Below are 13,980 nucleotides of genomic sequence, written 5' to 3' on the forward strand. Positions count from 1 at the left end.
TGTTGACAGCCACCCTCGCCAGCCTGCTGTTACACAGACTGGTTTCGGTCATTCTGACCGAATCAGTCGACGTGGCGCGATGCGCCCGTCTTCGCTCACTTCACCGATACCGATGAAGCGGCCATTGTGATCCTGAACTCGTACCATGCCAAATTTCGGTGCGTCGGGGGCACGTACTGGCTGGCCATTGAGCCAATAGAACGCGCTCGCTTCCGAGAACTGCAGTAGCGGCCAATCCAGCAAGCCGCTGTCCGATGGCATCAGGAAGCGATCGACCGCTTCGTTGCCGCCTTCGGCATGTACCGCTTCCAGCTCTTCCAGGGTGACGGTCTGAGCCAGCGTGAAAGGCCCGGCCTGGGTACGTCGCAGTTCCGCGACGTAAGCACCACAACCGAGTTTCTCGCCAATATCCTCCACCAGGGTGCGGATATAGGTGCCTTTGCTGCAATCCACTGCAAGCCGCGCAGTATCACCTTCGAAGGCCAGCAATTCCAAGCGCGTAATAGTAACAGAACGCGGTTCGCGCTCCACTACTTCACCTGCGCGAGCCAGCTTGTACAGCGGCTGCCCATCACGCTTGAGGGCCGAGTACATCGGCGGTATCTGACTGATTTGCCCGCGAAAATCCGGAAGCACAGCCTCGATATCGGCGCGACCAACGGTCACCGGGCGCTCCTGCAAAACTTCACCCTCGGCATCCGCCGTGGTGGTGGTTTTGCCCAGTTGCGCCAGGGTTTCGTACCCTTTGTCGGAATCGAGCAGGTATTGCGAGAACTTGGTGGCCTCACCGAAGCACAACGGCAACACACCGGTGGCCAGCGGATCGAGGCTGCCGGTGTGTCCGGCCTTCTCGGCGTTGAGCAGCCAGCGAACCTTCTGCAGTGCCGCGTTGGAGGTGAACCCCAACGGTTTGTCGAGCAGGATGATACCGCTGACGTTACGACGGATACGTTTGACCTGAGCCACCGATTACTCCTTGGTGTCTTCGGCTTCTGCCGCAACCGGATGCTGATTGTCTTCAGCCACTGCGCGCTCGATCAAAGCCGACAGATGCGCACCGCGCACGACGCTTTCGTCGTAGTGGAAGTGCAACTGTGGAACGCTGCGCAGTTTCATCTCGCGGGCCAACTGCATGCGCAGGAAGCCGGCGGCGGAGTTGAGCACCTTGATGCTTTGTGCGATGTCTTCGCGGCTGTCCTGCCCCATCACAGTGATGAAGATCTTGGCGTGACCGACGTCACGGCTGACTTCCACAGCGGTAATGGTGACCAGGCCGACGCGCGGGTCTTTGACTTCACGACGGATCAGTTGTGCCAGCTCGCGCTGCATCTGATCGCCGATACGTTGGGTACGGCTATATTCTTTTGCCATGTCTTGTTACCTGTTACTGCCCCATGGTGAAACCCATGAGGTCTGAAAGCGGCAAACGCCCGGCCTGACAAAAGCCAGACCGGGCGTTGCGTTTAGAGTCCGGGCGATGCGCCGTGCATTTGCATGCGGCAGGCCATCACGGCTCTTGAAGTGCGCGAGTTAGAGGCTGCGAGCAACCTGAACCTTCTCGAAGACTTCGATCTTGTCACCGACTTTGACGTCGTTGTAGCTCTTCACGCCGATACCGCATTCCATGCCGGCACGTACTTCGGAAGCGTCATCCTTGAAGCGGCGCAGGGATTCCAGCTCGCCTTCGAAGATAACGATGTCTTCACGCAGTACACGGATTGGACGGTTACGGTGAACAACACCTTCGAGAACCATGCAACCGGCGATCGCGCCAAACTTAGGCGAACGGAACACGTCACGCACTTCGGCCACACCCAGGATGTTCTCGCGAACATCGCTGCCGAGCATACCGGTCAACGCTTTCTTGACGTCTTCGATGATGTCGTAGATCACGTTGTAGTAACGCATATCCAGGCCTTCCTGCTCGACGATCTTGCGAGCGCCGGCATCGGCACGCACGTTGAAGCCGAACAGTACAGCGTTGGAGGCCAGTGCCAGGTTAGCGTCGGACTCGGTGATACCACCGACACCGCCACCGACCACACGCACTTGCACTTCGTCGTTACCCAGGCCGTTCAAGGCACCGTTCAACGCTTCCAGCGAACCACGGACGTCGGATTTGAGGACGATGTTGAGCGTCTTCTTCTCTTCCTGCCCCATGCTTTCGAAGATGTTTTCCAGCTTGCCTGCGTGAGCACGAGCCAGTTTGACTTCGCGGAACTTGCCCTGACGGAACAGAGCCACTTCACGGGCTTTCTTCTCGTCAGCCACAACGCTCATCTCGTCGCCAGCGTCCGGGGTGCCGTCCAGGCCGAGGATCTCGACAGGGATTGCAGGACCGGCTTCCTTGATTGGCTTGCCGTTCTCATCGAGCATGGCGCGGACACGGCCATAGTTCGAACCGACCAGTACCATGTCGCCTTGACGCAGAGTACCGTCTTGAACCAGAACGGTAGCCACCGGGCCACGGCCCTTGTCCAGGCGCGATTCAACCACGACACCACGGCCAGGAGCCGAAGGCGTAGCGGTCAGTTCCAGAACTTCGGCTTGCAGCAGAACGGCTTCGAGCAGTTCGTCGACACCGGTACCCATCTTCGCGGAAACCGGTACGAATGGAGTATCACCACCCCACTCTTCCGACGTCACGCCGTGTACCGACAACTCGCTACGGATGCGATCGAGATCGGCGCCCGGCTTGTCGATCTTGTTCACTGCCACGACCAACGGAACGCCAGCAGCCTGAGCATGCTGAACAGCTTCAATGGTCTGCGGCATCACGCCGTCGTCCGCTGCAACCACCAGGATCACGATGTCGGTCGCCTTGGCACCACGGGCACGCATTGCGGTAAACGCGGCGTGACCAGGGGTGTCGAGGAACGTCACCATGCCACGGTCGGTTTCAACGTGGTATGCACCGATGTGCTGGGTAATGCCGCCGGCTTCGCCAGCCGCTACCTTGGCACGACGGATGTAGTCGAGCAGGGAGGTCTTACCGTGGTCAACGTGGCCCATTACGGTCACGACCGGCGCACGGGCAACCGCCTCGCCTTCAAACTTCAGGGACTCGGCCAGGGAATCTTCCAGGGCGGTGTCGCTGACCAGGGTCACTTTGTGGCCCAGCTCTTCGGCAACCAGTTGGGCAGTTTCCTGATCCAGTACCTGGTTGATGGTCGCTGGAGTACCCAGTTTGAACATGAACTTGATGATTTCAGCAGCCTTGACCGACATCTGCTGGGCCAGATCGCCCACAGTGATGGTCTCGCCGATCTTCACTTCGCGCACGACAGGGCCGGTTGGGCTCTGGAAACCGTGGGCGTTGCGCTTCTTCAGCTTGGCCTTGCCGCGACCACCACGACGGAAGCCATCGCTTTCTTCGTCAGTAGTACGTGGGGCAACGCGTGGAGCAGGCGCTTTTTCCTTGACCGAAGCACGATGCGGAGCGTTTTTGCGCTCACCATCGCCACCACCGCGACGATTGTTATCGTCGGCACGTGGTTTATCCGGACGGCGCGGTTCGTCACGCTTGCGGGTGTCGGCAACCGGTGCGGCAGCCACGGCCGGTGCGCTTTCACGCACAGGCTCGGCCACTGCAACAGGTGCGACAACAGGTTCGGCTGGAGCGGTCGGCGCAGCAGCAGGCTGGCGACGCGCTTCTTCTTCGGCGCGACGCTTGGCTTCTTCTTCAGCCTTCTGACGAGCAGCATTTTCTACTGCGCGACGTTCTTCCAGTTCACGCTTGCGCTCGGCTTCGATTTCTTCCGGGCTGCGCTGTACGAAGACTTTCTTCTTGCGTACTTCAACACTGATGCTTTTGCTGCCAGCAACACGCAGGGTGCTGGTGGTTTTACGCTGCAGCGTGATCTTGCGTGGTTCTTCCACTTTCGCCTTGTGGCTGCTTTTCAAGTGAGTCAGCAAGGATTGCTTCTCACTGTCAGTCACACTTTCTTCGGCGGCGGTGTGCGGCAGACCTGCCTCACGCATCTGCTGCAACAGGCGCTCTACCGGTGTTTTGACCTCATCGGCCAGTTGTTTCACCGTGACTTGCGTCATGCACTTCTCTCCTCAGGCCGCGCCTAATTACTCGAACCAGTGGGCTCGGGCGGCCATGATCAACTTGCCGGCACGATCATCGTCAATGCCGTCGATGTCGAGCAGATCGTCAATAGACTGCTCGGCCAGGTCTTCGCGGGTAATTACGCCGCGCACCGCCAGTTCCATCGCCAAATCCTTGTCCATACCCTCAAGCGAGAGCAGGTCTTCGGCCGGATGGGCGTCTGCCAGCTTTTCCTCAGTAGCGATGGCTTTGGTCAACAAACGATCCTTGGCACGAGCGCGAAGCTCGTTGACGATGTCTTCGTCAAAGCCGTCGATGTTGAGCATTTCTTCCAACGGTACGTAGGCAATCTCTTCCAGGCTGGTGAAGCCTTCATCAACCAGCACCTGCGCCAGTTCTTCATCGACTTCCAGCTCTTCGATGAAGTTGCGCAGGATGTCACCGGTTTCTGCTTGCTGCTTAGCCTGGATGTCCGATTCGGTCATCACGTTCAGGGTCCAGCCAGTCAATTGGCTGGCCAGACGCACGTTCTGACCACCGCGACCGATGGCCTGAGCCAGATTGTCTGCGCCAACGGCGATGTCCATGGCATGGGCATCTTCGTCGACGATAATTGCTGCGACCTCGGCCGGGGACATGGCGTTGATCACGAACTGAGCCGGGTTGTCGTCCCACAGGACGATGTCGACACGCTCACCACCCAACTCACCCGACACTGCCTGGACGCGCGAACCGCGCATACCGATGCAAGCGCCCTGCGGGTCGATGCGTTTGTCTTTGGAGCGCACGGCGATCTTGGCACGCGAGCCCGGGTCACGGGACGCCGCCATCACTTCGATCAGGCCTTCGGCGATTTCCGGCACTTCGATTCGGAACAACTCGATCAGCATTTCCGGCGCGGTACGCGACAGGATCAGCTGCGGGCCGCGGTTCTCGGTGCGGATTTCCTTGAGCAGTGCACGCAGGCGCACGCCAACCCGGAAGGTCTCGCGGGAAATGATGTCTTCACGAGCCAGCAACGCTTCGGCGTTATTACCCAGATCAACGATCACGTTGTCGCGAGTCACTTTCTTCACGGTGCCGGAGATGATTTCGCCCAGGCGCTCGCGGTATGCGTCAACAACCTGAGCACGCTCGGCTTCACGTACTTTCTGCACAATCACTTGCTTGGCAGTCTGTGCCGCGATACGACCGAACTCGATCGACTCGATCTTTTCTTCTACGACATCGCCGACCTTGGCACCAGGATGCGTCTCTGCAACCTTGCTCGGCCAGGTTTCGATGGCCGGATCGTCCAGGTCTGCTTCTTCGACGACCGTCCAGCGACGGAATGTCTCGTAAGCACCGGTGTGGCGATTGATTTCCACACGCAGATCAACTTCGTCCTCGAAACGCTTTTTGGTAGCAGTGGCCAGAGCCAGCTCCAACGCTTCAAAAATTACGCTTGCCGGTACACCCTTTTCATTGGATACCGACTCAACAACCAGCAGTACTTCTTTGCTCATCGTACGCCTCGCCTTTCGCAAGCCATTGGATCCGCGGGATCCGCGTCTCAGTCAAAACTGGGAATAATGTTGGCCTTGTCGATCATATCGATCGGCAACAGGAACTCATGGTCATCTACCTGCACCACGACATCCTGCTCTTCTACACCGCGCAGAAGGCCCTGAAAGTTGCGTCGACCTTCAAAAGGCGAGCGCAGCTTGATCTTCACTTGTTCACCGGCAAATTTTGCAAACTGCTCAAGAGTGAACAGTGGGCGTTCCATGCCAGGCGAGGAAACTTCAAGGGTGTATTCAACGGAGATTGGATCTTCAACATCCAGGACGCCGCTGATCTGACGGCTTACGATGGCGCAATCGTCCACCAGCACACCGCCCTCTTTATCGATATAAACGCGCAACATTGAGTGACGACCTTGAGCCGAAAACTCAATACCCCAGCATTCATAGCCTAGGGCCACGACCACCGGGGCCAGCAAGGCCTGCAACTCTTCTAGCTTGCTCGACACCTGAACCCCCTAGTGCATGTATGTGCATGCTATGCAAAATAAAAAAATGGGCGAAACGCCCATCCTTGAAACGCCGTCGAACAGCGGCGTTGAAAGTGTCCAGCTAACAAAAAGCCCCTTAAAAGGGGCTCCTTAAACTGGTTGCGGGGGCCGGATTTGAACCGACGACCTTCGGGTTATGAGCCCGACGAGCTACCAGACTGCTCCACCCCGCGACAAAGCTGGGGCGGAAGTATACGACCGATCCCTGACAGGGTCAATGTAACCTTCCACCTGCAAGAAAGCCCGCAACAGCGGGCTCTCCTGACTAATTGGTACCGAGAAGGGGACTCGAACCCCTACACCCTATGGGCACAACCACCTCAAGGTTGCGTGTCTACCAATTCCACCACCTCGGCAATACTACGTTTGAAACCCTTCTTACTTCTGCTCTTGAGCTGGAGGCACGTCAGTCGCTGGAGTAGCCGACTTTTGCTCTTGAAGCACCGGGACATCATCAGAAGCCGGTTGTTGCTTTGGAACTTCCAGTACCGCTGGATTTGGGAGACCTACTTGAGTCAGCTGGTAAGCCTTCTCTTTAGCAAAGTAACCTAACCCCAAGCTGGTTATGAAAAAACCTGCGGCAAGTATAGCAGTAAACTTACTAAGAAAGGTAGAGGAACCTTGGCTTCCGAACACAGTATTTGAAGCACCTGCTCCGAAAGACGCGCCAGCATCCGCACCTTTACCCTGCTGCAGCAATACCAGAGCTACTACGCCCAATGCACCCAGCAGATGAAAAACGACTACGACTGTTTCCAGCATTTTTTCAGTTTCCCGCGGCGCGACAAATCGCACCGAACTCATCTGCATTCAGGGAAGCCCCACCAATGAGGCCCCCATCGATATCCGGCATGCCGAACAGTTCGACCGCATTGGCCGCCTTCACGCTGCCGCCGTATAGAAGCCGCACACCTTGCGCGACTTCAGAATTTTCTGCCGCCAACTGAGCGCGGATGGCTGCATGCACATCCTGAGCCTGTTGCGGCGAAGCAGTCAGCCCGGTACCAATGGCCCAGACCGGCTCGTAAGCAATGACTGCATTTGCAAAAGCACCGACACCCAACTCGTCGATGATGCTGCCCAGCTGCTGCGAGACGACTTCAAGCGTCTTCCCGGCCTCACGCCGCTCAAGGGTCTCCCCTATGCACAACACCGGAACCAGGCCACTTGCCTGCGCCGCCGCAAACTTGCGAATCAGCACTTCGTCCTGCTCGCCCATTAACTGACGGCGCTCGGAGTGCCCGACAAGCACCAGGGAACAACCTGCATCCACCAACTGACTTGGTGAGACCTCACCGGTCAGTGCGCCTTGCCCGGCTTCCACCGCAGAATTCTGCGCGCCGATCGAAATCGACTTTCCTTTCAAGCCATCAACCACTTGGCTGACATGCAACAAAGGCGGGAATACCGCCACTTCAACACCGCTCGGCAAGGCCAAGTCACGTAGGCCGTTGATCAGCTCAGCGACGCTGGCGCGGGTACCGTGCATCTTCCAGTTACCAGCTACCATAGGGCGACGCATGCTGTACCTCGTCGGTCAAAGTGGGCGCAGATGTTACCCAACACAATCAAGGCTGGCAAGCCGAATTCAGGCAGAAACTTCAGTTACCAGTTTTGCCAGCTCTTCGGCATACGCACGAACTTGCTTTTCATCTTCGCCTTCGACCATGACACGCACCAGCGGCTCTGTACCGGACTTGCGCAACAGCACACGCCCGCGACCTGCCATGGCCTTGGTCACACGCTCGCTGGCTTCCTTGACCGCCGGATGATCCAGCGGACTTGCGCCACCACCGAAGCGTACATTGATCAGCACCTGAGGGCACTTGCGCAGCGCCTGGCGGGACTGAGCCAACCCTTCGGAGCGCGTCTTCAGCGCCATCAGCACCTGCAGCGCAGCGATGATCGCATCGCCGGTAGTCGTGTGATTGAAGCAAACGATATGACCGGAATTTTCACCACCTACCAGCCAATTGCGCTCCAGCAGATCAGCGATCACATAACGGTCGCCGACATTGGCCCGCACGAATGGAATAGCCAGGTCCGCCAACGCCAGTTCAAGGCCCAGGTTACTCATCAATGTACCGACCACACCGCCCTGCAACTTGCCCCGCTCATGCAGATCGCGAGCAATGATGAACAGCAATTCGTCACCATCAACGATTGTACCGGTGTGATCGACCATCAGGACACGATCGCCATCGCCATCGAATGCGATACCCAGATCAGCATGCTCGGCCAGGACCGCGGCCTGCAATTGCCCCATATGGGTCGAACCACAGTTATCGTTGATGTTTAATCCATTAGGTTGCGCAGACAGCACCACGACTTCGGCGCCCAGCTCACGGAACACACTAGGCGCGACTTTATAAGTCGCACCGTGGGCGCAGTCGAGAACGATCTTCAACCCAGAGAAACTGGTACCGGTCGGCACGCTGCTCTTGCAGAACTCGATATAGCGGCCGGAGGCGTCATTGATTCGCGAGACCTTGCCGATTTTGCTCGACTCGACCACGGTCATCGGCGTGTCCAGCAGCTCTTCGATCATCAACTCCAGCTCATCCGGCAGCTTGGTGCCCTTGCCAGAGAAAAACTTGATGCCGTTATCGTCATGGGGGTTGTGCGAGGCGCTGATCACGATACCGGCCTCAGCCTGGAACGTGCGCGACAAATAAGCAATGGCCGGCGTCGGCATCGGGCCGAGCAGCATCACGTCAGCTCCCGCCGATGTCAGGCCGGCTTCAAGCGCCGACTCGAACATATATCCGGAAATCCGGGTGTCCTTGCCGACGAGTACCTTGCAGGCACCCATTTTGCGGAACGCCATGCCCGCAGCCCAGCCGAGCTTAAGCATAAAGTCAGGAGTAATCGGGTATTCGCCAACTCGACCACGAATGCCGTCAGTACCAAAGTATTTCCTAGTCATAAGCGCTCCATCATTCTTATTCGGCTGATTCAACTGCTGCGATCATCCTCACCACGTCGATTGTCTCGGCTACATCATGGACGCGCAATATACGCGCACCCTTGTGTGAAGCCAGCGCCGCCAGGGCGAGCCCGCCATACAGGCGCTCATCCACTGGACGACTCAACGCCTGGCCTATCATGCTCTTGCGCGAAACCCCGACCAACAGGGGCCGCCCCAAGGCGTGCAAGGCCTCCATATGCTTGAACAAGCTTAGATTGTGCTGCAAGGTTTTGGCGAAACCAAAACCCGGATCAAGAATGATCCGTTCAGCGGGAATTCCCACTGAGGCGCATTCAGCCATTCGCCCGGCAAGAAACTCGCCCACCTCTTTTGTAACGTTCTGGTACTGCGGGTTGTCCTGCATGTCGCCCGGCTCACCGAGCATATGCATCAGACAGACCGGCAACCCCGTGGCCGCCGCCGCATCCAGTGCACCATCGCGGCGCAGCGAGCGCACGTCGTTGATCAAACCAGCCCCCAGCCGTGCGGTTTCGCGCATGACTGCCGGCGTGGAGGTATCGACCGAGATAATCACATCCAGCTCGCGATGTATTCGTTCGACAATCGGAGCGACGCGCTCAAGCTCTTCCAGCGGCGATACCGCCCTGGCACCGGGTCGCGTCGATTCACCGCCGACATCGATCAGTGTCGCACCAGCCGCCACCATGGCTTCGGCGTGGCGCAAGGCGGCATCGAGCTGGCTGTATTGACCGCCATCGGAGAAAGAATCGGGAGTGACATTGAGAATGCCCATGACATGCGTCTGGGCCAAATCAAGAACCCGGTTGCCGCAAGGCAACCGGGTCGAGGACTGAACAAAAGTCATTTCAAACCTTAAACGTCAGCAGCCGGACCGCCGATAGGTGTTTGCGGACGCTCATCCTGCACCGCCGGTGGCGTTCCAGAAGTACCGGTACCACCCGACCAATCGCGAGGTTCGCGAGGAGTACGTCCGGCCATGATGTCGTCAATCTGCTCGGCATCAATGGTTTCGTACTTCATCAGGGCATCAGCCATGGCGTCGAGTTTGTCACGATTATCCGTAAGGATCTGTTTCGCCGTGCCATAGCACTGATCAATGATACTGCGCACTTCGGAGTCGATCAGCTTCGCCGTTTCACCCGAGAAGCTTGCATTCTGGCCACCACCGCCGCGACCGAGGAACACTTCGCCCTCTTCTTCGGCGTACATCAATGGACCGAGTTTCTCCGACAGCCCCCACTTGGTCACCATGTTCCGCGCAATCTGACTGGCACGCATGATGTCGTTGGAGGCGCCGGTGGTAACACCATCGAAGCCCAGGGTCATCTCTTCGGCGATACGGCCACCGTACAGCGAGCAGATCTGGCTGATCAAGGCGCGCTTGGAAAGGCTGTAGCGATCCTCTTCCGGCAGGAACATGGTCACACCCAGCGCACGACCGCGCGGGATGATAGAGACCTTGTACACCGGATCATGCTCAGGCACGACGCGACCAACGATAGCGTGACCCGCCTCGTGATAAGCGGTGTTCTGCTTTTCTTTCTCGGACATGACCATGGATTTGCGCTCGGCACCCATCATGATCTTGTCTTTGGCCAGTTCGAATTCTTTCATTTCAACGATGCGCTTGCCGGCACGCGCGGCGAACAACGACGCCTCGTTCACCAGGTTGGCCAGGTCGGCACCGGAGAAACCAGGCGTACCACGGGCGATCACGGCAGGAGCGACGTCATCACCCATTGGCACTTTGCGCATGTGGACCTTGAGAATCTGTTCACGACCGCGAATATCCGGCAGACCAACCACAACCTGACGGTCGAAACGGCCCGGACGCAGCAGCGCAGGGTCCAGTACGTCAGGACGGTTGGTCGCGGCAATCACGATGATGCCGTCGTTCATTTCGAAACCGTCCATCTCCACCAGCAACTGGTTGAGAGTCTGCTCGCGCTCATCGTGACCGCCGCCCATGCCAGCGCCACGGTGGCGACCGACGGCGTCGATTTCATCGATGAAGATGATGCATGGCGCGTGCTTCTTGGCCTGTTCGAACATATCGCGAACACGGCTGGCACCCACACCGACAAACATTTCGACGAAATCGGAACCGGAGATGGTGAAGAACGGTACTTTGGCTTCGCCAGCAATGGCCTTGGCCAGCAAGGTCTTACCGGTACCCGGAGGGCCGACCATCAGCACGCCGCGAGGGATACGACCGCCCAGGCGCTGGAACTTGCCCGGATCACGCAGGAACTCGACCAGCTCGCCAACTTCTTCCTTGGCTTCGTCGCAACCGGCAACGTCAGCCAGGGTGGTCTTTACCTGATCCTCGGAGAGCAGGCGTGCCTTGCTCTTGCCAAAGCTCATTGGCCCGCCCTTGCCACCGGCACCACCCTGCATCTGCCGCATGAAGAACATGAACACGGCAATGATCACCAGGATCGGGAAGCTCGCCACCAGGAGTTGAGTCCAGATGCTTTGCTGTTCAGGCTGCTTGCCTTCGACCACGACGTGGTTATCCACCAGATCGCCGATCAGACCGTTATCCTGGATTGCCGGACGAATGGTCTTGAAGCTGTCGCCATCGTTGCGCTTGCCGGTAATCACGTAGCCATCAACCGCCACGCGCTCGACCTTGCCATCCTTGACCTGCTGGATGAAGTCGGAATAGTTGAGGGTCTGCGGCTCGTTAGGGCTGGAGAAGTTGTTCATCACCGTCACCAGGACAGCCGCGATGATCAACCACAGGATCAGATTCTTTGCCATATCGTTCAATTAACTACCCTCTGAAGCAAGCTCCGCTAATGGCGCGCGCTTCGCATGATATTCACCGGCCTAACTTACTACATTACCTACAACTCTGGCAGGCGCCGTCTGTAACCCTTTGTGAAACACTTCCTACACAATATTCGCTATTTCTCACAGGGCGAAATACGAAATTCCTATTGCCCCGCAAAAAAACCCGCTTTATTCACTCCGACCGCGGTAGCCCCAAGCCAGCATGTATTGCTCGCGGGAACTGCCGCGGGAAGAGTCCGGCTTGATCATCTGGACCTTGTCGAATTTCTGACGAGCGTCCTTCACGTAAGCATCAAACCCTTCACCCTGAAAAACCTTGATCACGAAATTACCACCCGGCTTGAGTATCCGAGCCGCCAGATCAAGCGCCAGCTCGCAAAGAAACATGGCTTTGGGCATATCTACGGCAGGCGTACCACTCATATTGGGGGCCATATCGGAAATCACAAGGTCCACTTGCGAATTACCCACGGCGTCCAGGATCCGAGCGAGCACTTCGTCCTGAGTGAAGTCACCCTGGATGAAAGTCACGTCCGGAATGCTGTCCATTTCCAGGATGTCCGAGGCGATCAGGCGTCCCTGACCACCGATCAGCCGACTGGTGACCTGCGACCAGCCACCGGGCGCCGCCCCCAGATCGACAACCGTCATACCCGGACGGATCAGCTTGTATTTCTCCTGGACCTCCAGAAGCTTGTAACTCGCACGCGAGCGGTAGCCATCCTTCTGCGCCTGCTTCACATAGGGATCATTGACATGTCTTTTCAGCCAACCAAGGCTTGTCTTGGAACGCGCCATTGGGCACCTCGATGATAAGGGTCGTGATTAGTTGGGCGGATCCACGAACCCTCGGGTAAAATGGCCGCCATTTTACAGAATCCAGACGAAAGGGTCAGATTATGCCGCTCACTCAAGAGCAGAAGAAACAGTACAAATCCATTGGCCACCATCTGAAACCAGTTTTGATTGTGGCTGACAACGGTCTGACTGAAGGTGTGCTAGCCGAACTTGAACGCGCTTTGGCGGATCACGAGCTGATCAAGATCAAGCTCAACATCCTGGATCGCGAATCGCGCCTGGCGTCCATTGCAGAACTGTGCAAAGTCGGCAAAGCGGACCTGGTTCAAGTCATCGGCAAGATGGCACTGATTTACCGCAAGAACTTCAGCGTCAACAAGCAGCTGTCGAACGTCCATCGCTTCAAGTGATGGCAAGGGTCAAGGGTGTGCTTCGCGCACCCTGCCACTCCATCCCGGTACGGGCTGCAATACCAGCACCAGCCCGGAAAGGCCCAGGACAAGATAGCTGAACACCTGCCAACGCACTGCATCCGGCCAACCGATACGCGCCGCGAAGTACATCGCACACGCATACAGCGCCATCAACAACAGTTGCCCGCGAATATCCCGCCATAGACTCGCAAGGCCCTCGGCCTGAACCAGCACCAAAGCCTGAAAAACCACGCACGTGGCGGCAAACCCCACCACCAGCGCATTCAACATGCCTGCGATTTCGTCGATCAGCAGCGGCGCCAGGCCGATTCGCCCCAGCACCGGCAGCAGACCGATGTGCAACAACCACAGACCGCCGACCCACAACATCTGGGTCAGCTGCCAAAGCATGGCGCCCGCTCGAAGCGGACGCCTGCCTTTAGATGTGGCGAACTTCGACAATCTCGTACTCGATAACGCCACCAGGCGTTTTGACGACGACCACATCGCCCTCTTCCTTGGCGATCAAGGCGCGAGCAATGGGCGAGCCGACCGAAATCTTGCCGAGTTTGATGTCAGCTTCGTCCTCACCAACAATCTGGTAGGTCACGCTTTCATCGGTTTCGACGTTGGCGATTTCGACGGTCGTGCCAAAAATCACTTTGCCAGTATGAGGAATGGTCGTGACGTCGATAACCACAGCGTTCTGCATGCGGCCTTCGATGTCACGGATCCGTGCCTCGACCATACCTTGTTGCTCGCGAGCAGCGTGGTATTCGGCGTTTTCCTTCAAGTCACCCAACTCGCGGGCCGTACCGATGTCCTGGCTGAGCTTCGGACGGACGACTTTGGTCAGGTGAGCGTGCTCCTCTTCCAGGGCGCGAGCGCCCTGAACGGTCATCGGGTACTTCGTTAT

Annotated in this window: 14 protein-coding genes and 2 tRNA genes; 1 reads left to right on the forward strand and 15 read right to left on the reverse strand. The window is 57.7% G+C overall.

The annotated features are described in order from the left end of the window. Positions 1-48 precede the first annotated feature (48 nt). The 13 genes from truB to rlmE all read right to left on the reverse strand — a co-directional run bounded on the left by truB (position 49) and on the right by rlmE (position 12,651). Complete coding sequence (gene truB, locus CKW21_RS11035) at positions 49-966, reverse strand: tRNA pseudouridine(55) synthase TruB (protein ID WP_095193993.1); 918 nt, start codon at positions 964-966, stop codon at positions 49-51. Between the two features lie 3 nt (positions 967-969). Further along, positions 970-1,371 carry a 30S ribosome-binding factor RbfA gene (gene rbfA, locus CKW21_RS11040; RefSeq protein WP_095193994.1) on the reverse strand — a complete coding sequence of 134 codons (402 nt, stop codon included), beginning with the start codon at positions 1,369-1,371 and terminating at the stop codon, positions 970-972. Positions 1,372-1,530: 159 nt separating this feature from the next. Next, on the reverse strand, positions 1,531-4,050 hold the full coding sequence (gene infB / locus CKW21_RS11045) for a translation initiation factor IF-2 (RefSeq protein ID WP_095193995.1): 2,520 nt from the start codon (positions 4,048-4,050) through the stop codon (positions 1,531-1,533). A gap of 27 nt (positions 4,051-4,077) precedes the next feature. After that, positions 4,078-5,559 (reverse strand): transcription termination factor NusA, encoded by a 1,482-nt coding sequence (gene nusA / locus CKW21_RS11050; RefSeq protein ID WP_095193996.1) that lies wholly within the window; start codon positions 5,557-5,559, stop codon positions 4,078-4,080. 47 nt (positions 5,560-5,606) lie between these two features. Continuing rightward, a complete protein-coding gene (gene rimP / locus CKW21_RS11055) occupies positions 5,607-6,065 on the reverse strand; it encodes a ribosome maturation factor RimP (protein ID WP_007915250.1) in 459 nt (152 codons plus the stop codon). A 138-nt stretch (positions 6,066-6,203) separates the two neighbouring features. After that, positions 6,204-6,280 (reverse strand) — tRNA-Met (locus tag CKW21_RS11060). A gap of 97 nt (positions 6,281-6,377) precedes the next feature. Further along, positions 6,378-6,463, reverse strand: a tRNA-Leu gene (locus tag CKW21_RS11065). A 22-nt stretch (positions 6,464-6,485) separates the two neighbouring features. After that, the gene (gene secG, locus CKW21_RS11070; protein ID WP_095193997.1) at positions 6,486-6,869 is read right to left on the reverse strand and encodes a preprotein translocase subunit SecG; all 384 of its coding nucleotides are present in this window, start codon (positions 6,867-6,869) and stop codon (positions 6,486-6,488) included. 4 nt (positions 6,870-6,873) lie between these two features. After that, positions 6,874-7,629 (reverse strand): triose-phosphate isomerase, encoded by a 756-nt coding sequence (tpiA, locus tag CKW21_RS11075; RefSeq protein WP_095193998.1) that lies wholly within the window; start codon positions 7,627-7,629, stop codon positions 6,874-6,876. 66 nt (positions 7,630-7,695) lie between these two features. Next, positions 7,696-9,033: a phosphoglucosamine mutase gene (gene glmM, locus CKW21_RS11080; protein ID WP_095193999.1), complete on the reverse strand. Its 1,338-nt coding sequence runs from the start codon at positions 9,031-9,033 to the stop codon at positions 7,696-7,698. Between the two features lie 16 nt (positions 9,034-9,049). Next, positions 9,050-9,901 carry a dihydropteroate synthase gene (folP, locus tag CKW21_RS11085; RefSeq protein WP_095194000.1) on the reverse strand — a complete coding sequence of 284 codons (852 nt, stop codon included), beginning with the start codon at positions 9,899-9,901 and terminating at the stop codon, positions 9,050-9,052. Between the two features lie 8 nt (positions 9,902-9,909). After that, positions 9,910-11,820, reverse strand: coding sequence for an ATP-dependent zinc metalloprotease FtsH (gene ftsH, locus CKW21_RS11090; protein ID WP_077046416.1), 1,911 nt, complete (start codon positions 11,818-11,820; stop codon positions 9,910-9,912). A 201-nt stretch (positions 11,821-12,021) separates the two neighbouring features. Beyond that, positions 12,022-12,651 carry a 23S rRNA (uridine(2552)-2'-O)-methyltransferase RlmE gene (rlmE, locus tag CKW21_RS11095; protein WP_095194001.1) on the reverse strand — a complete coding sequence of 210 codons (630 nt, stop codon included), beginning with the start codon at positions 12,649-12,651 and terminating at the stop codon, positions 12,022-12,024. A 101-nt stretch (positions 12,652-12,752) separates the two neighbouring features. Here rlmE and CKW21_RS11100 point away from each other — a divergent pair, with 101 nt between their 5' ends. Continuing rightward, a complete protein-coding gene (locus tag CKW21_RS11100; RefSeq protein ID WP_007942889.1) occupies positions 12,753-13,061 on the forward strand; it encodes a YhbY family RNA-binding protein in 309 nt (102 codons plus the stop codon). A gap of 9 nt (positions 13,062-13,070) precedes the next feature. On the opposite strand, the gene CKW21_RS11105 is transcribed toward CKW21_RS11100, so the two are convergent. Both CKW21_RS11105 and greA read right to left on the reverse strand, forming a co-directional pair. Continuing rightward, positions 13,071-13,475: an MFS transporter gene (locus CKW21_RS11105; RefSeq protein ID WP_095194002.1), complete on the reverse strand. Its 405-nt coding sequence runs from the start codon at positions 13,473-13,475 to the stop codon at positions 13,071-13,073. Between the two features lie 28 nt (positions 13,476-13,503). Next, positions 13,504-13,980, reverse strand: coding sequence for a transcription elongation factor GreA (gene greA / locus CKW21_RS11110; protein WP_095194077.1), 477 nt, complete (start codon positions 13,978-13,980; stop codon positions 13,504-13,506).

The sequence above is a fragment of the Pseudomonas sp. Irchel 3A7 genome (genome assembly GCF_900187565.1).
GTDB lineage: Bacteria > Pseudomonadota > Gammaproteobacteria > Pseudomonadales > Pseudomonadaceae > Aquipseudomonas.